Annotated in this window: 25 protein-coding genes; 11 read left to right on the top strand and 14 right to left on the bottom strand. The window is 70.0% G+C overall.

Annotated elements, in window-relative coordinates; translation table 11 throughout:
* Positions 1-16: 16 nt before the first annotated feature.
* The 4 genes from ACS04_RS27990 to ACS04_RS27975 form a co-directional block, all read right to left on the bottom strand.
* Complete coding sequence (locus ACS04_RS27990; protein WP_078865419.1) at positions 17-4,591, bottom strand: HAMP domain-containing protein; 4,575 nt, start codon at positions 4,589-4,591, stop codon at positions 17-19.
* 341 nt (positions 4,592-4,932) lie between these two features.
* Positions 4,933-5,094, bottom strand: coding sequence for a hypothetical protein (locus ACS04_RS27985; protein WP_048479585.1), 162 nt, complete (start codon positions 5,092-5,094; stop codon positions 4,933-4,935).
* 306 nt (positions 5,095-5,400) lie between these two features.
* Positions 5,401-5,604 carry a cold-shock protein gene (locus ACS04_RS27980; protein ID WP_031142743.1) on the bottom strand — a complete coding sequence of 68 codons (204 nt, stop codon included), beginning with the start codon at positions 5,602-5,604 and terminating at the stop codon, positions 5,401-5,403.
* 248 nt (positions 5,605-5,852) lie between these two features.
* Positions 5,853-6,203 (bottom strand): MerR family transcriptional regulator, encoded by a 351-nt coding sequence (locus ACS04_RS27975; protein ID WP_048479584.1) that lies wholly within the window; start codon positions 6,201-6,203, stop codon positions 5,853-5,855.
* Positions 6,204-7,219: 1,016 nt separating this feature from the next.
* Between ACS04_RS27975 and ACS04_RS27970 the strand changes: the two genes are divergently transcribed.
* Both ACS04_RS27970 and ACS04_RS27965 read left to right on the top strand, forming a co-directional pair.
* Positions 7,220-7,621: an ATP-binding protein gene (locus tag ACS04_RS27970; RefSeq protein ID WP_048479739.1), complete on the top strand. Its 402-nt coding sequence runs from the start codon at positions 7,220-7,222 to the stop codon at positions 7,619-7,621.
* Positions 7,622-7,665: 44 nt separating this feature from the next.
* Positions 7,666-8,025, top strand: a complete 360-nt coding sequence (locus ACS04_RS27965; protein WP_048479583.1) for a hypothetical protein — start codon at positions 7,666-7,668, stop codon at positions 8,023-8,025.
* A 110-nt stretch (positions 8,026-8,135) separates the two neighbouring features.
* On the opposite strand, the gene ACS04_RS27960 is transcribed toward ACS04_RS27965, so the two are convergent.
* From ACS04_RS27960 to ACS04_RS27945, 4 genes are all read right to left on the bottom strand, one after another.
* On the bottom strand, positions 8,136-8,447 hold the full coding sequence (locus tag ACS04_RS27960) for an SCO5918 family protein (protein ID WP_048479582.1): 312 nt from the start codon (positions 8,445-8,447) through the stop codon (positions 8,136-8,138).
* Between the two features lie 53 nt (positions 8,448-8,500).
* Positions 8,501-8,905, bottom strand: a complete 405-nt coding sequence (locus ACS04_RS27955; RefSeq protein ID WP_048479581.1) for a CBS domain-containing protein — start codon at positions 8,903-8,905, stop codon at positions 8,501-8,503.
* Positions 8,906-8,951: 46 nt separating this feature from the next.
* Positions 8,952-10,481, bottom strand: coding sequence for a DEAD/DEAH box helicase (locus ACS04_RS27950; protein WP_048479580.1), 1,530 nt, complete (start codon positions 10,479-10,481; stop codon positions 8,952-8,954).
* A gap of 321 nt (positions 10,482-10,802) precedes the next feature.
* A complete protein-coding gene (locus tag ACS04_RS27945) occupies positions 10,803-11,006 on the bottom strand; it encodes a cold-shock protein (protein WP_030722003.1) in 204 nt (67 codons plus the stop codon).
* 614 nt (positions 11,007-11,620) lie between these two features.
* On the opposite strand from ACS04_RS27945, the gene ACS04_RS27940 reads away from it, so the two are divergent.
* Positions 11,621-11,836, top strand: coding sequence for a hypothetical protein (locus ACS04_RS27940; RefSeq protein WP_048479579.1), 216 nt, complete (start codon positions 11,621-11,623; stop codon positions 11,834-11,836).
* A gap of 103 nt (positions 11,837-11,939) precedes the next feature.
* Here ACS04_RS27940 and ACS04_RS27935 read toward each other — a convergent pair whose 3' ends face one another.
* The 3 genes from ACS04_RS27935 to ACS04_RS27925 all read right to left on the bottom strand — a co-directional run bounded on the left by ACS04_RS27935 (position 11,940) and on the right by ACS04_RS27925 (position 13,376).
* Positions 11,940-12,386 carry a DUF2267 domain-containing protein gene (locus ACS04_RS27935; protein ID WP_048479578.1) on the bottom strand — a complete coding sequence of 149 codons (447 nt, stop codon included), beginning with the start codon at positions 12,384-12,386 and terminating at the stop codon, positions 11,940-11,942.
* 54 nt (positions 12,387-12,440) lie between these two features.
* Positions 12,441-12,836, bottom strand: a complete 396-nt coding sequence (locus ACS04_RS27930; protein WP_048479577.1) for a DUF2267 domain-containing protein — start codon at positions 12,834-12,836, stop codon at positions 12,441-12,443.
* 105 nt (positions 12,837-12,941) lie between these two features.
* Positions 12,942-13,376: an Hsp20/alpha crystallin family protein gene (locus ACS04_RS27925; protein WP_048479576.1), complete on the bottom strand. Its 435-nt coding sequence runs from the start codon at positions 13,374-13,376 to the stop codon at positions 12,942-12,944.
* A gap of 129 nt (positions 13,377-13,505) precedes the next feature.
* On the opposite strand from ACS04_RS27925, the gene ACS04_RS27920 reads away from it, so the two are divergent.
* Together ACS04_RS27920 and ACS04_RS27915 are read left to right on the top strand one after the other, a co-directional pair.
* Positions 13,506-14,201 carry a hypothetical protein gene (locus ACS04_RS27920; protein WP_048479575.1) on the top strand — a complete coding sequence of 232 codons (696 nt, stop codon included), beginning with the start codon at positions 13,506-13,508 and terminating at the stop codon, positions 14,199-14,201.
* Positions 14,202-14,247: 46 nt separating this feature from the next.
* Complete coding sequence (locus ACS04_RS27915) at positions 14,248-14,592, top strand: STAS domain-containing protein (protein ID WP_048479574.1); 345 nt, start codon at positions 14,248-14,250, stop codon at positions 14,590-14,592.
* A gap of 186 nt (positions 14,593-14,778) precedes the next feature.
* Here the strand turns inward: ACS04_RS27915 and ACS04_RS27910 are convergent, their stop codons facing one another.
* On the bottom strand, positions 14,779-15,021 hold the full coding sequence (locus ACS04_RS27910) for a DUF6479 family protein (protein WP_048479573.1): 243 nt from the start codon (positions 15,019-15,021) through the stop codon (positions 14,779-14,781).
* A 274-nt stretch (positions 15,022-15,295) separates the two neighbouring features.
* On the opposite strand from ACS04_RS27910, the gene ACS04_RS27905 reads away from it, so the two are divergent.
* Both ACS04_RS27905 and ACS04_RS27900 read left to right on the top strand, forming a co-directional pair.
* On the top strand, positions 15,296-17,002 hold the full coding sequence (locus ACS04_RS27905) for a SpoIIE family protein phosphatase (RefSeq protein ID WP_053080974.1): 1,707 nt from the start codon (positions 15,296-15,298) through the stop codon (positions 17,000-17,002).
* 139 nt (positions 17,003-17,141) lie between these two features.
* A complete protein-coding gene (locus tag ACS04_RS27900; RefSeq protein WP_048479571.1) occupies positions 17,142-17,504 on the top strand; it encodes a cupin domain-containing protein in 363 nt (120 codons plus the stop codon).
* 57 nt (positions 17,505-17,561) lie between these two features.
* Here ACS04_RS27900 and ACS04_RS27895 read toward each other — a convergent pair whose 3' ends face one another.
* Complete coding sequence (locus tag ACS04_RS27895) at positions 17,562-17,930, bottom strand: nuclear transport factor 2 family protein (protein ID WP_048479570.1); 369 nt, start codon at positions 17,928-17,930, stop codon at positions 17,562-17,564.
* A 70-nt stretch (positions 17,931-18,000) separates the two neighbouring features.
* On the opposite strand from ACS04_RS27895, the gene ACS04_RS27890 reads away from it, so the two are divergent.
* The gene (locus ACS04_RS27890; RefSeq protein ID WP_048479569.1) at positions 18,001-18,903 is read left to right on the top strand and encodes a LysR family transcriptional regulator; all 903 of its coding nucleotides are present in this window, start codon (positions 18,001-18,003) and stop codon (positions 18,901-18,903) included.
* A gap of 64 nt (positions 18,904-18,967) precedes the next feature.
* Here ACS04_RS27890 and arsM read toward each other — a convergent pair whose 3' ends face one another.
* Positions 18,968-19,837 (bottom strand): arsenite methyltransferase, encoded by an 870-nt coding sequence (gene arsM / locus ACS04_RS27885; protein WP_078865417.1) that lies wholly within the window; start codon positions 19,835-19,837, stop codon positions 18,968-18,970.
* Between the two features lie 109 nt (positions 19,838-19,946).
* On the opposite strand from arsM, the gene ACS04_RS27880 reads away from it, so the two are divergent.
* Genes ACS04_RS27880 through ACS04_RS27870 form a run of 3 tightly spaced genes read left to right on the top strand, consistent with a single transcriptional unit; the run spans position 19,947 to position 21,505 of the window.
* On the top strand, positions 19,947-20,324 hold the full coding sequence (locus ACS04_RS27880) for an ArsR/SmtB family transcription factor (RefSeq protein WP_048479568.1): 378 nt from the start codon (positions 19,947-19,949) through the stop codon (positions 20,322-20,324).
* Positions 20,321-21,061 carry an aquaporin gene (locus ACS04_RS27875; RefSeq protein WP_048479567.1) on the top strand — a complete coding sequence of 247 codons (741 nt, stop codon included), beginning with the start codon at positions 20,321-20,323 and terminating at the stop codon, positions 21,059-21,061. Before ACS04_RS27880 ends, ACS04_RS27875 begins: the two co-directional genes overlap by 4 nt.
* Positions 21,062-21,082: 21 nt before the next feature.
* A complete protein-coding gene (locus ACS04_RS27870) occupies positions 21,083-21,505 on the top strand; it encodes an arsenate reductase ArsC (protein ID WP_048479566.1) in 423 nt (140 codons plus the stop codon).
* Positions 21,506-21,593: the final 88 nt, after the last annotated feature.

Genomic DNA, 21,593 nt, shown 5'->3' with positions numbered 1-21,593 from the left:
TTCGGAAGGGGCGGAGTCAGGCACGGGGGGCTCCCGAGGCGTCCGAGGGCAGGAGCCAGTGCCGCAGACGCGCGAGGAGGTCGTTGGCGTCGACGGGCTTGGTGATGTAGTCGCTGGATCCGGCCGCGAGGCTCTTGTCGCGGTCGCCGGGCATGGCCTTCGCGGTGACCGAGATGATCGGCAGGTCCGCGTACGCGGGCATGGATCTGATCTCTGCCGTGGCCGCGTAGCCGTCGAGTTCGGGCATCATCACATCCATCAGGATCAGGTCGATGCCCGGCGTGCTGGTCAGGGATTCGATGCCCTTGCGGCCGTTCTCGGCGTGCAGTACCCGGATGCCGTGCAGTTCGAGGATGCCGCTGATGGCGTACAGGTTGCGGGGGTCGTCGTCGACGACGAGGACGGACTTGTCGGCGAGGCTGGCATCGGGGTGCGCCAGGTCGGCGGGAGCGGATTCGGTCCGCACCAGGGGCAGGACGTCGTTGAGACGGTCGACCGACAGGTGCAGGGTGATGCGCTCGCGCAGTTCGTCGAGGCTGGCGAGTACTTCAAGACGCTGGCCGGAGGCATGCCGGTCGACTTCCTCCTTCAGTTCTCCCGTGACGCGCCGGTTGTCGTGTGCGAGTACGGGCAGGGAGGCCAGGGCCGTGTCCCCGGCGAGAGCGCGCAGGAAGCTGAGGGCTTCCGCTCCCGCGGCGAGGTCGAGGACCACGCAGTGGAAGGGTGCCTGGGCGAGCATGGTGGCCGCCTCCGTGGCGCTGACGGCCGTGAGGACTTCCACCTGCTCGGACGCCGGGTCGATGGGGGCCCGGCCGGCAGCCAGCTCGGAGGCCGCGCTCTCCGCGACGAGGCTGAGGAGCCCGTTGGCGCGTGCCTCGATCACCAGCAGCCGGCGCGCCCCGCGCTCCTCCGTCGTATCCGCCGCGTCGGCGTCCCCCTCCTGGAGGGCTTCGGGGTGCTTCGCTTCGAGGGCCGGCTTGGCGGGGAGGTTGGCTTCAGGAGCTTCCTCGGGGCGGGTGACCGGCAGGTACAGCGTGAAGGTGGATCCGACGCCGGGCGTGCTGGTGGCGGTGACGGCACCGCCGAGGAGTCGGGCGATCTCGCGGGTGATGGACAGGCCGAGGCCCGTGCCTCCGTACTTGCGGCTGGTCGTGCCGTCGGCCTGCTGGAACGCCGCGAAGATCACTTCGAGCTGCTCCTCGGCGATGCCGATGCCGGTGTCGGTCACCTTGAACGCGACCACCGAGCCCGCGTCCTGCAACTCGGCCGGGAGCTCTGCCTCCGTCGCCGGCCGGATCTCGACCCGGACCCTGCCTTTTTCGGTGAATTTCACCGCATTGGACAGGAGGTTACGGAGGATCTGCTGGAGGCGGGCGTCGTCGGTGAGGAGGTCCACCGGTACGCCGGGCGCCGTCGAGATCTCGAAGTCGAGTCCCTTCTGGGTGGTCAGAGGGCGGAAGGAGGCCTCCACGTAGGCGAGGAGGGCCTTGAGGGACACCCGTTCCAGGTTGATGTCCATCTTGCCTGCCTCGACCTTGGACAGGTCGAGGATGTCGTTGATGAGCTGGAGCAGGTCGGAGCCGGCCGAGTGGATGATGCCCGCGTACTCGACCTGCTTGGGGGTGAGGTTGCGGGAGGGGTTCTGGGAGAGGAGCTGGGCCAGGATCAGCAGGCTGTTGAGCGGGGTGCGCAGCTCGTGGCTCATGTTGGCCAGGAACTCCGACTTGTACTTCGATGCGAGAGACAGCTGCTGGGCCCGGTCCTCGAGCTCCTGCCGCGCCTGCTCGATCTCCAGGTTCTTCGTCTCGATGTCGCGGTTCTGGGTGGCCAGGAGTGCTGCCTTCTCTTCCAACTCCTCGTTGGAGCGCTGCAGCTCCTCCTGCTGGACCTGCAGCTGCTCGGAGCGGGCCTGGAGCTCGCCGGTGAGGCGCTGGGACTCTTCCAGGAGTTCGTCGGTGCGGGCGTTCGCGACGATGGTGCTGACGTTGACGCCGATGGTCTCCATCAGGCGTCCCAGGAAGTCGCGGTGCACGGGGGTGAAGGAGGTGAAGGTGGCCAGTTCGATCACGCCCAGGACCTGGTCCTCGACCAGGATCGGCAGCACGATGAGGCTGGCCGGGGTGGCTTCGCCCAGGCTGGAGGAGATCAGGTAGCTCGGCGGCACGTTGGTGGTGCTGAGGATGCGACGGCTGCGGGCCGCCTGCCCCAGAAGCGTCTCGCCCTCGCGGACGCGCTGGGCCGCCGGGTGGTCGGCGGGCCTGCCGAAGGAGCCGATCAGGGTGAGCCAGGTGTCCTCGTCGTTCTCCTCGACCAGGTAGAAGGCTCCGTAGCTGGCTTCCACCAGCGGCGTCAGTTCATCCATGACGAGGTCGGCGACCACCGCGAGGTCGCGGTGGCCCTGCATCAGACCGGAGATGCGGGCGAGGTTGGACTTGAGCCAGTCCTGTTCCTGGTTGGCCCGGGTGGTCTCGCGCAGCGAGCCGACCATCGAGTTGATGTTGTCCTTGAGTTCGGCGACCTCGCCGGAGGCGTCGACGGTGATCGAGCGGGTCAGGTCGCCCTCGGCGACCGCGCTGGCGACCTCGGCGATGGCCCGCACCTGGCGGGTGAGGTTCCCGGCCAGTTCGTTGACGTTCTCGGTGAGCCGCTTCCAGGTGCCCGAGACCCCTTCGACCTCGGCCTGACCGCCGAGCCGGCCTTCACTGCCCACCTCGCGGGCCACGCGGGTGACCTCCGCGGCGAAGGAGGACAGCTGGTCGACCATCGTGTTGATGGTGGTCTTCAGCTCCAGGATCTCGCCCCGGGCGTCCACGTCGATCTTCTTGGACAGGTCGCCGTTGGCGACCGCCGTGGTGACGAGGGCGATGTTGCGGACCTGTCCGGTGAGGTTGTTCGCCATGGAGTTGACGTTGTCCGTGAGGTCCTTCCAGGTCCCGGCGACGTTGGGGACCCGGGCCTGGCCGCCGAGCCGGCCCTCGGTGCCGACCTCGCGGGCCACACGGGTCACCTCGTCGGCGAACGCGGACAGCGTGTCGACCATGGTGTTGATGACGCCGGCCAGCGCGGCGACCTCGCCCTTGGCCTCCACCGTGATCTTCTGCGACAGGTCGCCGCGGGCCACTGCCGTGGCGACCTGGGCGATGGAGCGCACCTGTCCGGTCAGGTTCGACGCCATCACGTTGACGTTGTCGGTGAGGTCCTTCCAGGTGCCCGACACCCCGCGGACCGTGGCCTGGCCGCCCAGATTGCCCTCGGTGCCGACCTCGCGGGCGACTCGGGTGACCTCGTCGGCGAACGCGGACAGCTGGTCGACCATCGTGTTGATGGTCTCCTTCAGCTCCAGGATCTCCCCGCGGGCGTCCACCCGGATCTTCTGCGACAGGTCTCCCTGCGCCACCGCGGTGGTCACTTCCGCGATGGAGCGGACCTGGGCGGTGAGGTTGTCGGCCATGAAGTTCACCGAGTCGGTGAGGTCGCGCCAGGTGCCGGAGACCCCCTTGACGTCCGCCTGTCCGCCGAGCCGACCGTCGGTGCCGACCTCGCGGGCGACTCTGGTGACCTCGTCGGCGAAGGCGGACAGCTGGTCGACCATCGTGTTGATGGTCGTCTTCAGCTCCAGGATCTCGCCGCGCGCATCGACCCGGATCTTCTGCGACAGGTCTCCCTGCGCCACCGCGGTGGCGACCTCGGCGATGGAGCGGACCTGGGCGGTGAGGTTGCCGGCCATGAAGTTCACCGAGTCGGTGAGGTCACGCCAGGTGCCCGAGACCCCCTTGACGTCCGCCTGCCCGCCGAGCCGGCCGTCCGTGCCCACCTCACGGGCCATGCGGGTGACCTCGTCGGCGAACGCCGACAGCTGGTCGACCATCGTGTTGATGGTGTTCTTCAGCTCCAGGATCTCGCCCCGGGCGTCAACAGCGATCTTCTGAGACAGGTCGCCCTTGGCCACCGCGGTGGTCACCTGAGCGATGTTGCGGACCTGGTCGGTGAGGTTGCCGGCCATGAAGTTCACCGAGTCGGTCAGGTCACGCCATACCCCGGCCACGCCGGGCACCTCGGCCTGGCCGCCGAGCCGGCCCTCGCTGCCGACCTCACGCGCCACCCGGGTGACCTCGTCCGCGAAGGAGGACAGCTGGTCGACCATCGTGTTGACGGTGTCCTTCAGCTCCAGGATCTCGCCGCGGGCCGCCACGTCGATCTTCTGGGAGAGGTCGCCGCGCGCGACGGCGGTGGCGACCTGGGCGATGTCCCGGACCTGGGTGGTGAGGTTGCCCGCCATCGCGTTGACGGAGTCGGTCAGGTCGGCCCACGTCCCGGAGACGCCCGGCACCTCGGCCTGACCGCCCAGGGTCCCCTCCGTGCCGACCTCGCGAGCGACCCGTGTCACCTCCGAGGTGAACAAGGAGAGCTGGTCGACCATCCCGTTGAAGACGGTGGCGATCTCCCCCAGGAGACCGTCCGCGTCATCCGGCAGCCGGGTTCCGAAGTCACCGTCACGCACGGACGTCAGCCCCGCCAGCAACTGGCGCAGCTGCTGCTCCCCCACCATCCCCGGAGTCTGCGTGCTCCCGGTATCCATCTGCTTGGCCATCCCTGCCCCATCTCCGCGCGACCGACCTGCCCGACACCTCGCGCAGTCTCCTGCTCAGGCTAAACCAGAGGCTTCTACGCTCAGGCCGGTGCTACACCGTTCACAAAACCCCTGCGGCGCCTTCCACGGACCGAACCGTCTGCCATGACCGCCGCCTTCCGTGATGCGTATCACTCGCGCGGTGCCCCCCTCGCCCCGTCCACGCAAGCGAGGTTTGGGGCGTAGGACTTGTGCGGCCCGTGATGGACCACATCCAGGCTTCCGGGGTTCGTGATCTCACCAGACATGCAGGGGCCCACCCCGTGGGGTGGGCCCCTGCATACGGCCTGGGGTCTGCCCGGCTACCAGCGGTACCAGCGGCCGCTACTGCCCTTCGGACGGGCAACGAAGCCGATCAGCCACAGGATCAGAACCGCGATGGCGACCCACCAAAGGATCTTCAGCGCGAAACCGGCACCGGCGAGAATCAGGATGAGCAGGAGAACAAGAAGCAGGGGAACCATAGTTATCAACCTCCGAAGCACCGCATGCCCGCCCGCCCCGCACCCATGCGCCTGATCCTTACCGGTTTCTTATCTATGCAGGCGGGCAAACGCGTTTCTCCCCCAGGTCGGGACCCGGCCACGTCCTCCGCACAAGAGGCCATGCCTGCCAGGACAGCAAGAGGCCCGCACGGTTACCGTGCGGGCCTCTTGCGTCCAGATGCCGCTGATCGCCGGATGGGCCGGCGTCCGCGCTTCCGAAGGGAGCCCACGACCGCCGTACGTGCGGGTCGTGCGTCCTCGGATGTGCGGCGGGGCGGAAAAAGGTCAGGCGGGGGTGATGTTCTCCGCCTGGGGGCCCTTCTGGCCCTGGGTGACGTCGAACGTCACGACCTGGCCCTCCTGGAGCTCACGGAAGCCCGAGGCGTTGATCGCCGAGTAGTGGGCGAAGACGTCCGGACCGCCGCCGTCCTGGGCGATGAAGCCGAAGCCCTTTTCCGCGTTGAACCACTTCACGGTTCCCGTAGCCATGTCTCATGCCTTCCAGTCGAGTACGCCTCCCACCCATGTGGAAAGCGGAGGTGATCGCCCTGGTTCCTGCGGCACAGCACAGCAAAACGCCCACGCCTACGGCGTGGGCAAAGGGAACTTCCGAACCACGACAGCTGACCCATACGCTACACGCCCTCAACACGCTGTCACCAGAGGACGTGCGTGGACAAATTGCGTCGACACAGGTGCGGGCGGACCCGCCGGCCGGTCGGCCGGCGCTCTCCGGCTCACGCAGCGTCTGTCGGACGCGCTCCCTCGGCAGCGCGGCGGTACTCGGCGTTGAGGCGCTGCGCTTCTTCGAGCTGGTCTTCGAGGATGACGATCCGGCATGCGGCCTCGATCGGCGTGCCCTGGTCGACGATCTCCCGGGCCCGGGCGGCGATCCGCAGCTGGTAGCGGGAGTAACGCCGGTGCCCGCCGGCAGAGCGCAGCGGGGTGATGAGACGGGCTTCGCCGAGAGCGCGGAGGAAGCCCTGGGTGGTACCGAGCATCTCGGCGGCCCGCCCCATGGTGTAGGCGGGGTAGTCGTCGTCGTCCAGGTGGCCGCCGAGCGGGCCCGTCGGAATTTCTGCTGTCATGGAACCTCTCTCATGGAACGCGCTGAGGGGCCCTGGCGCCTATGGCACCAGGGCCCCGAAGGAACTACTACACCATCTGCCGACCCTGATACTGCGTCGGCCTTCTGTGTCCGCAAGCCCGACCTGAATGCTGTCCGGGCTGCGGGGATCGCGGCTGCTCGACCGGAGACCACCTCACTATCGATGTCCTGCGGTACCCGGGCTCAGACTTCCGCCCGGGCGATCCTGATGGCGCTTTGTCCCTCCGTTCTTCCCTCGATGATCAACTACATACTGCGGTACTGCTGAACTGCTGGTGAAGCGAACTGCTCGGTGGCCTGTCACAGCGCCACTCTCCGGCAGCCAGCCCCGTCGCCCATCCTGCGTCTGCTCTGGCTTGGAACCCCACTGCCGAACCTCCCGGTGCGCGCGCCCGCAGCCGACGCCTTCACCGAGGTACCACTTACCTACTTCACTGCTGGGTACTGCGAACTGCACTTGCCGGTACTGCCACTGCGTGAACTGCTGTACCGCCTGTGGCGGCCCCTCATCACTGCGGGCCACCCGGTCCGATCGTCAGCCCCGTCGCCGTCCTGCACAAACCTGGCTTCGGAACTCCACCACCGGACCGTTCTGCAAACTGCAACTTCAGGTACCACTGCCCGGCAGTTCGTCTCTGCCGGGCCTTGCTTGTCTCTCTGGGTTACCAGAGAAACCATACCCACGACACAGACCAATGTCTACTCTGGCCACCACAGATTTTCGCCTGCGCTGATGACAAGTCGGTCTCCTGCGGTCGGGCCGGAGTCCGCCGACGGCCCGCTCCGCAGGTCAGGCGCCCGGAAGGGCGGGAGGGCCGGAACCGTGCGAGCGCGGCCACGAGGCGCGCAGGGATCCGGGTCGCGCCGATCGGCGTCGTACTCCGACCGCCCCTCGACCACTCTCGGAGGCGGAGCCGGGTTGGCGCGCGGAGGAGCGGGCACAGGGATCAGGTAGGCAAAGTCAGCGCGCAGGATCCGGAGACCAGGGTGACCCTGATGAACACCATGACGCACACCATGGCTGAGAGTGTCGCAACCGTGCGTTCCGTGGTGCTCGTTGCAGATGCACGCCGGGCCGCGCTGGCTTTCCTCGAACGGCTGCGCCGGCCGTCGATGACCGCGGAGGCCGCGGACAACGTGGTCCTGGTCGTGTCCGAGCTCGTCACCAATGCCCTGCGCCATGGCGGGGGCAGCTGCACCGTGGAACTCACGGCCCAGGTGGAGGGCCTCGAAGTGGCCGTCCACGACGCCAGCCCGCACGCGCCGCGCACGCGCACCCCCGACATGGGCGGCGCCGGGGGGTTCGGCTGGGCCATGGTCAACCGTCTCGCCCGAGCGACCGCGGTCACCCGACGGGCCTCCGGCGGAAAAACGGTGAGTGCGCTCCTCGCCTGGTAGCGACCGCTGGAGCGGGCCGGAGGCCGTGAATACAATCGGCTCCCATGTCGAAGCCTGACCAGCTGCTCGTTGACGTCGCCACCCTGGTGGAGTCCGGGCAGAGCAACCAGATGTCCCTGACCGTGGTCACCGGCGGTGCCGTCATCACCGGCCGGCTGGCTCCCGAAGCCGTGTGGAGGCGGCGGGTGTCGGAGGTGCTGACGGATTCGGCCCGCCTGGCCGAGTTCTCCGCCGTCTTCACCGCCACGACCCGCCGGGAGGGGCCTCCCACCCATCTCCACTTCCATGTGGCCCGCATCCTGCAGGGGACGGTGGGGATCCCGGAGACGGGTGGGATGTACCGCGTCTCGATCGCGGACGTCAGCGCCTGGACCGTGGGCGACTTCAGCTACTACGACCACTGATCTGCGCCGGGCAGGGGAACCAGTCGCTACGCAGGAGGGCCCGACCGGCACGTGCCGGTCGGGCCCTCGTTGCTGTGTCCGTGTCGCCTCGCGCCGGATCCGTCGGTCGGTCAGACGGTTGCGGGATGCCCCAGCAAGGCGGCCGCCTTCTGGAGCGGGCTGAGGGCGCGCGCGGGGGCTACTGCCTCGGGAAGGCCGCGGCAGGTGAACCCGAGCTGGGTCATGGCCCGCAGGACTTCACCCGCGCTGAAGTCGCGGCGGTCCTGGCGGGTGATGACCTGGCCCACCTGCTTGACGGGGTAGGTACGGCGGCCGATGATCACGGACGCGCCGGCGGCCTGTTCGGGCTTGATGCCCTTCATCGCTTCCAGGACACCGCTTTTGGTCAGGTCGAACGGGAAGCGGGCGATGACGCAGCGCATGAAGCCTCACAAGGAGAAGAGGTGAATGGTCCGACCGGGGGGGGTGAGGCCGTTCAGCGGGCGAGGGCGAGGACGCCCAGGGCGCCGCCGTGCTCGTCGACGACGGGCACGGCGTCGAGCCGGCGGTAGCGCATCGCGTGCTCGGCCTCGGCCACCATGGTCATGGGCGAGGCGAACGGCCCGCTGTCGCCGAGGACGTCACGCAGCCGGATCCGGTCCGTGTACGCGCCGCCGGCGCGGACGGCGGCGAGCCGGGCCCGGGTGACCAGTCCGGTGCACAGGCCGTCGTCGTCACAGACGAGCAGATGTCCGGTGCGGGCGCCGGCCATGACGGACAGGGCGACCTCGACCGTCATGTCATCGCAGACTTGGGGCCCGGGCGCCTCCATGGCGTTCTCCACGGTCTGGGGCGCCGGATCGGCGCCTGCCGAGCGGGGCTGCATCTGGACCAGCGTCACAACGTGCCTCCTGCAGAGATGGGTCAGCTTCCGGAACACTGGGCGGTCAGGCCGCCGTGTCCAGGGCCGAACGCCGCACGCTGCCGCGCCGGGCGGCCGCTCCGGGGCTGCGCCGACCCCGCGAGGCCGCGCTGCGCCTGGGCCGCTCGGGCGCAGGCGCCGTAATGGTCACGGGGATTCCGGAAGGGGCCTGGGCTCCCGTGATGCGGGCCAGTGCCTCATCGCCGCAGCGGACCTGGGTGGTCTGGGGGACGATGCCGGCGGCCGCCATGAGTCGCGTCATGTCGCGGCGCTGGTTGGAGGTGACCAGGGTGACGACGCTCCCGGACTCGCCCGCGCGGGCGGTGCGCCCACCACGGTGGAGGTAGTCCTTGGGGTCGGTCGGCGGGTCCACGTTCACGACGAGGTCGAGGTTGTCCACGTGGATGCCGCGGGCGGCCACGTTCGTGGCGACCAGGACGGTGACGTGCCCGGTCTTGAACTGGGCCAGGGTGCGGGTCCGCTGGGGCTGGGACTTTCCTCCGTGGAGGGCGGCGGCGCGGACCCCGCTGTTGAGGAGGTCCTGGGTGAGGCGGTCCACGGCGTGCTTGGTGTCCAGGAACATCATCACCCGGCCTTCGCGCGCCGCGATCTCGGTCGTCATCCGGTGCTTGTCGGCCCCGTGGACGTGCAGGACGTGGTGCTCCATCGAGGTCACCGCACCCGCCGACGGGTCCACCGAGTGCACGACCGGGTCGTTCAGGTAGCGACGGACCAGCAGGTCGACGTTGCGGTCCAGGGTGGCGGAGAACAGCATCCGCTGGCCCTCGGGACGTACCTGGTCCAGCAGGGCGGTGACCTGCGGCATGAAGCCCATGTCGGCCATCTGGTCGGCTTCGTCGAGGACGGTGATGGCCACCTGGTTCAGCCTGCAGTCCCCGCGGTCGATCAAGTCCTTGAGCCGTCCCGGCGTGGCCACGACGACCTCCGCACCGCCGCGCAGTGCGCCGGCCTGCCGTCCGATGGGCATACCGCCGACGACCGTGGCCAGCCGCAGCTTGACCGAGCGGGCGTAGGGGGTGAGCGCGTCGGTCACCTGCTGGGCCAGCTCACGCGTCGGTACGAGGACCAGCGCGAGCGGCTCACGGGGCTCGGCCCGCTGCCCGGCGGTACGGGCCAGCAGCGCGAGGCCGAAGGCGAGCGTCTTGCCGGAGCCGGTGCGTCCGCGGCCGAGGGCGTCACGGCCCGCGAGGGTGTTGGGCAGGGTGGCGCCCTGGATCGGGAAGGGCACGGTCACGCCCTGCGCGCCGAGGGCGGCCAGCAGTTCGGCCGGCATGTCGAGGTCGCCGAAGGCCTCGACGGAGGGCAGCGCGGGAGTGATGGTCTTCGGCAGGGCGAACTCGCCCTGTACCGCGGCGGGCCGTCGGCCGTAGCCGCCCGAGCGGCTCGGACCGCCGGAACGACTCGGACTGCCGGAACGGCTCGGGGCGGACGATCCGAATCGGCTGCCCCGCTCCGTACCTCCGGCAGCGCCGAATGCGGAGCCGCCGCCGTTACGGCTGCGAGAAGAACGGGTGTTCGTACGTGTGCGGTTCATGCAGAACCTTCCTTGATACGGCACGTATCAAGGAATTCCCGCAGCGGATGTGAAGCGCAGGGAATCACGAGAACGGACCGAATGGAATGCGAAAGCGAAAGCGAATACGACCTACTGGTATTGCGTAGAACCGCTGACGCCGACGCCGAGGCGAGATTGCGCCATATGGGCGCGAATACAAGAAAATCGAGCAGGTGAAACCGTGGCGGTCTTTGGATCCCGCATGCTTCTTTCCGCAGGTGACGTCACTGCGGGAACCGTGTGCAGGTGGGGCCCGCACCCCGAGGGATGCGGGCCCCAGCTACGGATTGCGCGTCAGCGTCAGGCGGGAACGATGTTCTCGGCCGTCGGGCCCTTCTGGCCCTGCGCGATGTCGAAGGTCACCTTCTGGCCTTCCGCCAGCTCACGAAAGCCCTGGGCGGCGATGTTCGAGAAGTGGGCGAACACGTCCGCGCCGCCACCGTCCTGCTCGATGAAGCCGAAACCCTTGGCCGCGTTGAACCACTTGACGGTACCAGATGCCATGTCAATCTCCTTTAGGGCAGTACGGCATCCGCACTGCACGGACACCATGTCGCCGCGATGATGCCCCGCCGGAAAATGACCGGAAATACGAAGCGCCCGGCCGGCACGGAGGCCTGCTGAAGCGCTTGAAGTTTTTGGGTACCAAAACTGCAACCGAGATCGACAGTAGCACGCGGCAGCGGTCGGTGCGCGGTTGAATGTGTCCCTCGTGCGGGCTGCGGAAAAACTCTCTCTGCGGGAAGAGCCAGATTCTCTGACCGCCGGAACAGATATTGATTCCCCCGAGTGCCATTTTCTGGGAATACGCCCCGCCGGCTGTGACATGGGCCTGTGGGTGGTTCCCAGGGCGCTCGCTGGTCGGGAGACCTGGCCGGACGGCACGGGCTACGCGGGCGGTGGCCGGTCTGCGGCTGGCGGCGCCTTGGTGGAAGCCGGGGAGGTCCCAGCGAGGGCTGCCCGAAGGCCCGGACGACCTGCTCGATGCCGCGGCCAGGGCGAGATCGTCCGAACGATGTGCTCGAAAGGGTGTCTGCGAGGCGGAAGAATCGTTTTGATGAGGTGAGACCGAACATGGGAAGGGCGAGCCGAGTCGGCGCCATCGGAAGGGCACTTTCGTGATCCACGCTTCGCTGGTGTGCCGAGGCTGTTCCGGCACGCTCTACGCCGTCTCCACCAACGGCGGCGGCGCCGAATCCCTGCCCACCTGGAAGGTCGATCACGACCACTCCCCCGCTTCCTGCCCTCTGCGCCCCCTTCTGCCGCTGGAAGGGACGGCCGCTCACATCCGGGAGCTGCCGGACGCCGGCCACGTCCTGACGGGATCTGCCTGATCCCGCCCCGGCCCGCCGACGTGTGCTGGGACCGGGCGGTCCCGGCCCTCGCGCATGTCGGCGGGCGTCCGGCAGGCCTGCGGGCGTGAGCGGCCGGCGCGCGTCAGGCGGAGGCAGGCTGGGGCCGGGGCAGTTCCGCCTGGCCGAAGAGGAGGGCGTAACCGCCGGGGAGCCCGCGCAGGATCCGGCCGAGGAGGTCGGGTCCGGCCAGGCGGCTGACGACGGAGAGGACGGCACCGGTGTCCCAGCGGGTGGTGGCCGGCGTGGCACCGGTACGAGCGGCCAGGTCCTTGACGAAGCCCCATCCGGTGAGGGGCTCGGTGTCGGGGATCTGCGCGGTCAGGGTCAGGGCGGCTTCGACGGGCAGGCACTGGGCGAGGTCGATGCGTTCGTCGCCGGTGACCTGGCGGCCGAGGGCGGCCAGAACGTGGTGGACGGCTTCCGCGGCGCGTTCGCGGGTGGGGTAGGCGCCTTCGTAGCGCACGCGTTCCAGCATCTGGTCGAACGTCATGGCCGTCTGGGACGCGTTCGGTCGAGGCTGGTCGTACATGGCTGCGGGTTGCCTTTCTCTGCGGAGGGTCCGGCCTCGGGCCGGTGGGGGCGGTCAGGTGGAGTGGGGGTGGCCGAAAAGGAGGTCGTAGCCGGGTGGGAGCTGGAGCAGGACCTCGCGGGTGAGGTCATCGCCTGCGGTGGCGGCCGCGGTGGACAGGACGGCGCCGATGTCCCACAGGGCCGTCTTCTCGGTGGCGCCCTCGATCCAGGCGGCGGTCGCGCGGACGAACCGTTCCGGTGAGAGCGGCTCCGCCGCCTGCAGCGGGTTGAGGAGGATCAGGGCGTACGTCTCCGGGAGACGCGCGGCGAGTTCGGCCCGAACCGTGCCGACGAGGTGTGCGCCGAGGAGGGCCAGGACGACGCGGGCTACCCGGTCGGCTTCCTCCGTGGTCGTGTACTTGCCGCGTTCCTGGACGTGGGCCAGGAACGACTCCCTGCGGATCGACATCGCGCCACCTCCGGTGAAGGGGTGAAGAGGCGAAGGGTGCGGAGGGCGGGTGCCGGAGGGGGAAACGGGCTCTCCCGCCCTCCGCGACCGGCTGAGGGGGGTGGTTCAGCCGGAGATCTGCTTGCGGCCGGAGCCGGCGCTGATGCTGACCTTCCGGGGCTTGGCGCGCTCGGCGATCGGGATGCGCAGGGTCAGGACACCCGCGTCGTAGTCGGCTTCGATGCGCTCGGTGTCCAGGGTGTCGGCCAGCATGATCTGGCGGGAGAAGACACCCAGGGGCCGCTCGGAGAGTTCCATCTTCACGGAGTCGGCCTTGGCGACCGGGCGGCGCTCCGCCTTGACGGTCAGCATGTTCCGCTCGACATCGATGTCGATCGCCTCGGTGCTCACACCCGGCAGGTCGAAGGCGATCACGTACGCCTCGCCCTCGCGGTAGGCGTCCATCGGCATGACCGACGGCTTCGACCAGGTCCCGGACGTACCCGACAGCTGCTGGACGATCCGGTCCATCTCGCGGAACGGGTCAGTGCGCATCAACATCGCGAAACACCTCCAGTTGGTTCAGGCAGAGACTGCCAATGCGCTTCAACGTGCCTCTGTTGTAACATGTCATCGGAACGATGACAAGTAAGGCGTCATCGAGAGGATGACAGAACGACGGAGAGTCCCATGAACGAAGCCGCCAAAGCGGCCACGCCAACCACACGGACCGCGCCGACCACACCAGTCCCCTTCCGCGCTGCCGCCGCGGCACTGCAGGCCATCGACCGGTCCGTGAAGGACGCGCAGCGATCCTTCGGCCGGACGCCGATCACCGCCGACCCGCTCCCGGCCGACGCGGGCCCCCACCCGGCCCTGGCCGCGCTGCTGATGCTGCGGGAGATCCGCGAGCAGCTCGCCGGCTGGGAGAGCGGGCTGATCGAGACCGCGCGGGAGGCGGGTGCGAGCTGGGCCGATCTGGCGCCGCCTCTCGGTGTGGCCAGCAGGCAGGCAGCCGAACGCCGCTACCTCCGCCTGCGCCCCGGAGCCGCGGACACCACCGGCGAACAGCGCGTCCAGGCCGTCCGCGACCAGCGGGCCGCGGACCGCACCGTCTCCGCCTGGGCCGGGGAGAACATCGCCACCTTGCGCCAGCTCGCCGGACAGATCATCGGGCTGACCGACCTGCCCGCCGAGTCCGAGGACCGGATCAAGAAGCTGACGGCGGCTCTCGGCGAGGACGGGGCGGCCCAGCTCGTCGAGGCCCTGACGGCCACCCACTCGGCGCTCAGCCCCGGCCACGCCGCCCTCGCGGAACGGGTCGACGAACTACGGGAGCAGACCCGGCGTCTGCGCTCCGACAGCGACGACAAACGCCGCTCATGATCCCCGCAGCCCACACCTCCCGCCACGCGACCAGGAGCACCTTCCAATGATCATCAACCGTGAACCTCACAGGTCGACGGCCGGCTTTCCCGTCGAGGTCTCCGAGGACACGGTGACGGTCCGCGCCGGCGGCGAGATGGACCTGGTGACCGCCGACGACCTCGGCCACGCTCTCGCCGAGGCACTACGGCACGCCTCGCCCACCCGGCCCGTCCTCGTCGATTTCAGCCAGGTCACCTTCTGCGACTCCGCCGGCCTCAACACCCTCATCACGGCCCGCATCACAGCCGAGACGAACGGCACCCGGATCCACCTCACCGGCCTCAACCGGCAAATTCACCGGCTCCTCGAAATCACCGGCACCCTCCCCCTCCTCACCGCCACCACGTGACACCACCGCGGCACGCTGCTCCGCAGAGGCGGGCGCGCCGCGGTGGACCCCGGGCGGGTGGCCACGGGCGCGCCGCCCGGCCGACGTCGAGCGGGGCGGTGGTCCTGTGGCGCGCATCGCGACGGGTCGAGGGGGGGTTACGGGGTCTGCGGCCGAGGAATCAGGCTCGCCGGACCACGGCGCCCCTCACTGCTCGGGGTAGCGGTGCCTCTCCTCGTCCCTCGCATGCTCCTCCGGCGTCTGCCAGGAGTCCTCACGGCTCTGGGCCACCGGATTCTGCTCGGCGGGCTGCGGCGGAGCCTCAGCACGGCGCCGGCGTCTGCTGCCGTACCAGAAGGCGCCGATCAGGAGCACGACCAGCACCACTCCGACAATGATCAAGAACAGGGATGCCTGACCCGCAGCTGCGAGAGTCTCAGTAGCGATCATGCAGTGCCTCTACCCGCGATCCGCCCTGCCACCCCTCACACACCACGCGCGCCTGCACGAGCCGGACGACCCCCGCTCGGCGCAGGCCCGCGCCCGCAGCAGTCGCGCCAACCGTCCACCTGGGGCCGCGCGGCCGTGACCTCCAGCGGATCGGTGACGTCCCACTGGAAGCGCCGCCACTCGGGCATGCCCGTTCGGTGCCGTATTCCGCGGGTCATTTCTCGGGTACCCGAGAATGGGACTGGAGACGATCCATTGGTATGAGGGAGCTGCATTGAACCGGTTCGCCCGGCTCGCCACCCGTCTGCTGGACACGCCCCGGGGGCTCGTCTGGCTGAACCCGCCCGGTGAGTCCGCGGGCGCGGCGCCCGAGTGCTGGCCCGGCGGAACCAGCGTGCCGCCCCGGGTCATCCGATGCTGTCTGCGCGTAGCCGAACTGGGGCAGCCCTTGTTCCTCTCCCAGGACGGCGGCGATCCCGACTTCGCGTTCGCCGGCGTTCCGCTGGCGGGCGGCTCCGGCGAGCTCCTGGGCGTCTTGGCCGTGGTGGACGACCGGCCCCGTTCCTGGACCGCGGACGAAGTACGGGACCTGTCCGACCTGGCCGCCGCCTGCAGTGCGCAGGTCCGCGCGCGCGTGCGGGCCGAGAGCGGGCGCCGGGCGCAGGAGGAGGCCGCGGAGGCGGCGGACGCGGCGCAGGCGGCGGCCGCCGGACTGCGCTCCCGCCTCGACCGTTCCCAGCTGCTGCTGCGGGCCGCCGAGGACTTCGCCGACACCAGTGGCCTGGACGAGGTACGGCGCAGGGTCGGGGACCTGGTCAGCGGGGATCTCAAACCGTCCTACATCGGCCTGGCCCTCGTGCAGCACGGCGGGCTGCGGCGCGTCGCGGACCCGGTGAGCGGTGACCAGCCCTTCGAGAGGGTCCCCGCGGCGTACGCGCTCAGCTCGCGCTGGCCGAGCGCCCGGGCGGCGCGCGAGAACCGCATGATCGTGCTCGGTGACCGGTCCGAGATCACGGCCGGGTACGGTCCGGAGGCCGTCGCGGGCTTCGACTCCCTGGGCCTGAGCACGGCAGTGTGCCTTCCCCTGCGAGGCACTCGCGGGGTCGTGGGGGTGCTCGTGCTGGGGTGGGAGGGCCGCTACGTCATCGACACTGCCGAACGCGCGGTGCTGACCACGCTCGCCGGATACGCCGCCCAGGCCGTGGAGCGCGCCCTCCACCTCGACGATCGCGTCACCGTCGCGCGCCAGCTCCAGCAGGCCATGCTCACCGACCTCCCCTCGGTGGCGGGTCTTGAGCTGGCCGCGCTCTACCGGCCGGCCGCACGCGACGACCTGGTCGGCGGGGACTGGTACGACGCGTATCCCCTGCCGGACCCCGGTACGAGCGCAGAGGGCGAGGGGGCGTTGGCCGTCACCGTGGGCGACATCACCGGCCACGACATGAGGGCGGCCGCCGTGATGGGTCAGGTCCGCAGCATGCTGCGGCAAGCCGATCACGACCATCCCGGCCAGGGCCCCGACCGGTCACTGAGCGCCGTGGAACGGGCCTGGCTGCGGCTGGGCCTCGATGCGAGCTGCACCATGGTCCACGCCCACCTCACCCCGGCGGCCGGGGGCAGCTGGCATCTGAGGTGGAGCAACGCCGGCCACCCGCCGCCGCTGCTCGCCCACCCCGACGGCACGGTCGAACGCCTGACCCGCCACGATGTGCTGCTGCACCCCGCGCTGCCCTGCGCGCCCCGCGGCTACGACACGCGCCCGATGGCGCCGGGCACCACGCTCCTCCTCTACACCGACGGACTCGTCGAACAACGCGGCCACGACATCGACGAGCACATCGACCGTCTCGGCCGGCAGCTCGCCGCCACCCCACCCGAGACACCGCTGGAAGCAGCCCTGCACTCCCTCTTGGAGACCGTGGGGACAGCCGAGCCCGAGGACGACACCGTCCTGCTCGCCGTGCGCGTCCCGGCCCCCTGAAAGGCCTCGGGAACGGCTCGCGCCACCGGTCCTCGACCACACGTCCGGCAGCGCTCGGCGCTCGCGTGGCACGGCCCGGTCGCGAGAGCCAGTCTGGGAAGGAGGCACACAGCCGCAACCCGAACGAAGGGAAGCCGCCATGACAGCGATGACACGGCAGGACACCCCTGTCGCGATCGAGGGCGACGGGGTCGAAGTCCGTACGCACGAGATCGGGGGAGACCTGTCCGTCGGCTTCGTACGCCTGCCCCAGGGCGCGGACCTGCGCCCAGCGGTGAAGGGCCTGCCCGATGATCTCTGTCCGTGTCCTCACTGGGGGTACATGCTCAAGGGTCGGCTGAAGATGGCGACCAAGGACGGCGAGGAGGTGTACGAAGCGGGACAGGCGTTCTACTGGCCGACCGGGCACGCACCCGTGGCGCTCGAAGACTGCGAGTACGTCGATTTCTCGCCCACCGACGCGTTCCTGTCCGTCATCAAGCACATTGCGGCGCAGGGTTGACCCCGCCGCATTTCCCTCGGCGCCTCCCCGCCCCCTCCGGCCGCGTCGTGGTATCCGTCAGCTCGACTTCGCGAATCCCTCCAGCAGTCCGCGCGGGTCGAAGGTCACCCGGATCCGGGCGATCTTGCCGTGGGCCACGTGCATCCAGTTCGCGGTCGGCGCGGGCGGTGCGACAGCGGTGCACAGGTCGAACCAGGTGATCACCTCGTCGCCCTCCGCCACGCGTACCTTCACGTCGATCTTCTCCAGCACCTTTCCAAGACCCCTCAGCCCGGCCAGGGCCTCCTCCGTCCCCCGCGCCGTTCCCAGCGCTCCGACGAAGTCGACGTCGTCGGCCAACAGCCCGCGCATCGTGTCGAAATCGCCGGCCTCCCAGGCGCGGAAATAGGTCTCGGCAAGCTCTCGTGCACTCGTCTGCGTCGTCATGACTCCATGCTGCCGATCCGTGATCCATCCGTCCAACAGATGAATCCGATCGGATCTATCATCCGTGGATATGGAGATGCATCAGCTGCGCTACTTCTCAGCCGTCGTGGACGAGGGCACGTTCACCGGCGCCGCCGAGCGCCTGCACGTCAGCCAGTCCGGCGTCAGCACGCAGGTGGCGAAGCTGGAACGCGAGCTGGGGCAGCGGCTCTTCGACCGCTCCGGCCGCCACGTGCGCCTCACTCCGGTCGGCGAGGCCGTCCTCCCCCTCGCGAAGAGCGCGCTCGCCACCTTGGACACCATCCGTCACACCGCCGCCGAGTTCGCCGACGCCGTCCGCGGCCGGATCCGGATCGGCATGATCAGGGGCTGTTCCCTCCCTCCCTTCCTGGACACCCTCGCGGACCTCGGCCGCACCCACCCCGGCATCGAACTGAGCCTGCACGAGGCCGACTCCGACGAACTCCAGTCAGACGTCCTTGCCGGCTCCCTCGACCTGGCCCTGATCGGCTACTCGGGCCCGGTTGCCGACGGCCTGGAGGCGAGCGTCGTCATCGACGAGCCGCTCGCCGCCGTCGTTCCGCCCGGCCACGCCCTCGACCGGGCGGAACTGCACCTCGCCGCCCTCCGGGGCGAGAAGATCCTCTGCCTGCCCCGGGGCACCGGCATCCGCGCCGCCTACGAGGACTCCTGCCGCCGGCTCGGCCTCGACCCGAGGGTGGACCTGGAGGCCAGTTCCCCGGCCACGCTGCTACGCCTCGCCGAACGCGGCGCGGGCGTCGCCGTACTCAGCACATCCTCCGCCCGAGGCGCAGACCTACGGGCCGTCCCCCTCGGCGACGCGGCCGCACGCGCCCGGCTCGGCCTCGTCACACGCCCGAACGAGCACTCCCCCGCCGTCCGCCTCCTGCGCATCAGGCTCCTGGCCGCATGGCGAGCAGGGGAAGGAGTGTCTCCAGCAGTCCCTGGATGAACTGCTCGCAGGCGCCCCTTGGCCGCCCGCGCAGCCGGTACTCGCAGGCCTCCTGGGCTCCCTCTCAGTCAGCAGTCGTCGTCGAATCCGTCGTCCCGCAACAGTGCGCCTGGCACGTCCCGACCGGCGTCGCCGATTCCTCAGCCGGGCTGCGGCCGGCGGCAACCCCGCAGGCCGCCCCCGTGACGTCGGGCTTGACGGCTCTGACGATCGCGGAGTGCATGCCGTCCGCGACCGCATGGGTCGGAGCGATCGAAATGTCCGTGAAACCGGCCGCCTCCAGCCCTTCCCGGTACTCGGCGAAGGAAAGGGCGCCGGCGATGCAGCCGACGTAATCGCCGCGTTCGGCCCGCTGGTCGGGGGTGAGGGCGTCGTCGGCGACGACGTCGGACACCCCGAGGCGGCCACCGGGCTTGAGGACACGGAAGGTCTCGGCGAAGACGGCTGCCTTGTCGGTGGACAGGTTGATCACGCAATTGGAGATCACCACGTCGATCGTGGCGGCCGGGAGGGGGATGGCCTCGATGGTGCCCTTGAGGAACTCCACGTTCGTCGCGCCGGCCTTTGCGGCGTTGGCCAGGGCGAGGGCGAGCATCTCCTCGGTCATGTCCAGGCCGTACGCCTTGCCCGTGGGGCCGACCCGGCGGGCGGACAGGAGCACGTCGATGCCACCGCCCGAGCCGAGGTCCAGGACACGGTCGCCGGCGTTCAGGTCGGCGACGGCGGTGGGGTTGCCGCAGCCCAGCGAGGCGGCGACGGCCTCGGCCGGAAGCTGCTCGGTCTCACCTCCGGTGTAGAGGGCCGAGCCGAAGTTGGCGTCGATCCCGACCGGTTCGGGCCCGCAGCAGGCGGTGCCGCCGTCGGTGACCTTCCGCGCGGCGGCCGCGTAGCGGGCCCGGACGGTCTCGCGCAGGTGGGTGGACTGCTCGCTCATGACAATGGCTCCCGACGGCCGAAGCCCCGGCCCGATGCGGCGGAGCGGTTGCATTGATGTTCGTCGAATCAACCTTGCGCCTTGGATCGAAGAACGTCAACATAGAGGCATGTCGAAACAAGAGCTCGTGGTCCTCGCCCAGGACGACGCAGACGGCTGCTGCGGCCGACTCGGCTCCGCACCGCTGGACGAGGACCAGGCCGGCGACCTGGCGAAGGTGTTCAAGGCCCTGGGTGACCCGGTGCGGCTGCGCCTGCTGTCGATGATCGCCTCCCGGGCCGGGGGTGAGGTCTGCGTGTGCGAGCTGACCCCGGCCTTCGAGCTGTCCCAGCCGACGATCTCCCACCACCTCAAACTGCTGCGACAGGCCGGCCTGGTCGACAGCGAGCGCCGCGGGACCTGGGTCTACTACCGGGTCCTGCCCGCCGCCCTGGAACGGCTCGCCGCGGTCCTGACGGCCCCGCAGGCAGCGGAGGTGAACGCGTGAGCACGGACGCGGTGCCGCTCAGTCGTCGCGTGGCGGCCGAGGCCGTCGGGACCGCCCTGCTCGTGGCGGTCGTGGTGGGCTCCGGCATCCAGGCCTCGGAGCTCTCCCATGACGCGGGCGTCCAGCTGTTGACCAACTGCCTGGCTACCGTGTTCGGCCTCGGCGTGCTGATCGCGGTGTTCGGACCCGTTTCAGGGGCCCACTTCAATCCCGCGGTCACCCTCGGCTCCTGGCTCGCCGACCGCCGCTCGGGCGACGGGCCGTCCCCGCGAGACGTGGCCACGTACGTACCCGCCCAGGTCGGCGGCGCGATAGCCGGCTCGCTCCTGGCCAACGCCGTCTTCGGCCGGCCCGTGCTCGCCCTCTCGGTCCATGACCGCTCCGCTCCCCACCTGTGGCTGGGTGAGGCCGTCGCCACGGCCGGCCTGCTGCTGGTGGCCTTCGGCCTGAACCGGACCGGCCGGGGGAACCTCGCCCCGGCGGTGGTGGCCGCGTTCATCGGCGCGGCCTACTGGTTCACCTCCTCCACCTCCTTCGCGAACCCGGCGGTCACCATCGGCCGGGCCTTCACCGACTCCTTCGCGGGCATCGCCCCCGCCTCCGTCCCCGCGTTCATCGCCGCCCAACTCCTGGGAACCGCCGCCGGTTTGGGTCTGCTGACCCTCGTCTTCGGCCCGGCCCTCCGGCAGAGGGCCGACGCGCCCGTGCCGATCGTCGTCGTCCCCGACGCCCGCTGAACAACCTCTGGAGACCCTGCCGTGAACCCGTCCCCCTCGCGCCCGACCGTGCTGTTCGTCTGCGTCCACAACGCCGGCCGCTCGCAGATGGGCGCAGCCTTCCTCACCCACCTCGGCCAAGGCCGCGTCGAGGTCCGCTCCGCCGGCTCCGCGCCGACCGACACCGTCAACCCGGCCGTGGTCGCGGCCATGGGCGAAGTCGGCATCGACATCTCCGCCGAGACCCCCAAGGTGCTCACCGCCGAAGCCGTCCAGGCCTCCGACGTCGTGATCACCATGGGCTGCGGCGACGCCTGCCCGTACTACCCCGGCAAGCGGTACCTCGACTGGACCCTGGAAGACCCCGCAGGCCAGGGCGTCGCGGCCGTCCGTCCCATCCGGGACCAGATCGAGCAGCGCGTCCGCGGCCTGCTCCACGAAATCGGGATCACGGCAGCTCGATGACCATGCCGGAGGGAGCCCGCGGAGGGTACGGGGCCGGCGTAGTGCGGCCGCCGGATCAGACCCCCGCGTCAACGGCGGACGAGCCCGA

The sequence above is a fragment of the Streptomyces roseus genome, assembly GCF_001044425.1.
Classification (GTDB): Bacteria; Actinomycetota; Actinomycetes; order Streptomycetales; family Streptomycetaceae; genus Streptomyces; species Streptomyces roseus.
Note: the sequence above shows the minus strand (reverse complement) of the source record. Positions and strands in the feature narration are given on the sequence as shown.

Bases quoted from the DNA above. Each gene is read 5' to 3' on its own strand.
- ACS04_RS27985 (WP_048479585.1), bottom strand. From the start codon at position 5,094: ATGGTTCCCCTGCTTCTTGTTCTCCTGCTCATCCTGATTCTCGCCGGT.
- ACS04_RS27930 (WP_048479577.1), bottom strand. From the start codon at position 12,836: ATGTCGATCCGCAGGGAGTCGTTCCTGGCCCACGTCCAGGAACGCGGC.
- ACS04_RS27915 (WP_048479574.1), top strand. From the start codon at position 14,248: ATGATCATCAACCGTGAACCTCACAGGTCGACGGCCGGCTTTCCCGTC.
- ACS04_RS27880 (WP_048479568.1), top strand. From the start codon at position 19,947: ATGTCGAAACAAGAGCTCGTGGTCCTCGCCCAGGACGACGCAGACGGC.
- ACS04_RS27895 (WP_048479570.1), bottom strand. From the start codon at position 17,930: ATGACGACGCAGACGAGTGCACGAGAGCTTGCCGAGACCTATTTCCGC.
- ACS04_RS27925 (WP_048479576.1), bottom strand. From the start codon at position 13,376: ATGTTGATGCGCACTGACCCGTTCCGCGAGATGGACCGGATCGTCCAG.
- ACS04_RS27960 (WP_048479582.1), bottom strand. From the start codon at position 8,447: ATGCGCTGCGTCATCGCCCGCTTCCCGTTCGACCTGACCAAAAGCGGT.
- arsM (WP_078865417.1), bottom strand. From the start codon at position 19,837: ATGAGCGAGCAGTCCACCCACCTGCGCGAGACCGTCCGGGCCCGCTAC.
- ACS04_RS27935 (WP_048479578.1), bottom strand. From the start codon at position 12,386: ATGTACGACCAGCCTCGACCGAACGCGTCCCAGACGGCCATGACGTTC.
- ACS04_RS27910 (WP_048479573.1), bottom strand. From the start codon at position 15,021: ATGATCGCTACTGAGACTCTCGCAGCTGCGGGTCAGGCATCCCTGTTC.
- ACS04_RS27920 (WP_048479575.1), top strand. From the start codon at position 13,506: ATGAACGAAGCCGCCAAAGCGGCCACGCCAACCACACGGACCGCGCCG.
- ACS04_RS27950 (WP_048479580.1), bottom strand. From the start codon at position 10,481: ATGAACCGCACACGTACGAACACCCGTTCTTCTCGCAGCCGTAACGGC.
- ACS04_RS27945 (WP_030722003.1), bottom strand. From the start codon at position 11,006: ATGGCATCTGGTACCGTCAAGTGGTTCAACGCGGCCAAGGGTTTCGGC.
- ACS04_RS27890 (WP_048479569.1), top strand. From the start codon at position 18,001: ATGGAGATGCATCAGCTGCGCTACTTCTCAGCCGTCGTGGACGAGGGC.
- ACS04_RS27965 (WP_048479583.1), top strand. From the start codon at position 7,666: ATGTCGAAGCCTGACCAGCTGCTCGTTGACGTCGCCACCCTGGTGGAG.
- ACS04_RS27975 (WP_048479584.1), bottom strand. From the start codon at position 6,203: ATGACAGCAGAAATTCCGACGGGCCCGCTCGGCGGCCACCTGGACGAC.
- ACS04_RS27980 (WP_031142743.1), bottom strand. From the start codon at position 5,604: ATGGCTACGGGAACCGTGAAGTGGTTCAACGCGGAAAAGGGCTTCGGC.
- ACS04_RS27970 (WP_048479739.1), top strand. From the start codon at position 7,220: ATGAACACCATGACGCACACCATGGCTGAGAGTGTCGCAACCGTGCGT.
- ACS04_RS27990 (WP_078865419.1), bottom strand. From the start codon at position 4,591: ATGGCCAAGCAGATGGATACCGGGAGCACGCAGACTCCGGGGATGGTG.
- ACS04_RS27900 (WP_048479571.1), top strand. From the start codon at position 17,142: ATGACAGCGATGACACGGCAGGACACCCCTGTCGCGATCGAGGGCGAC.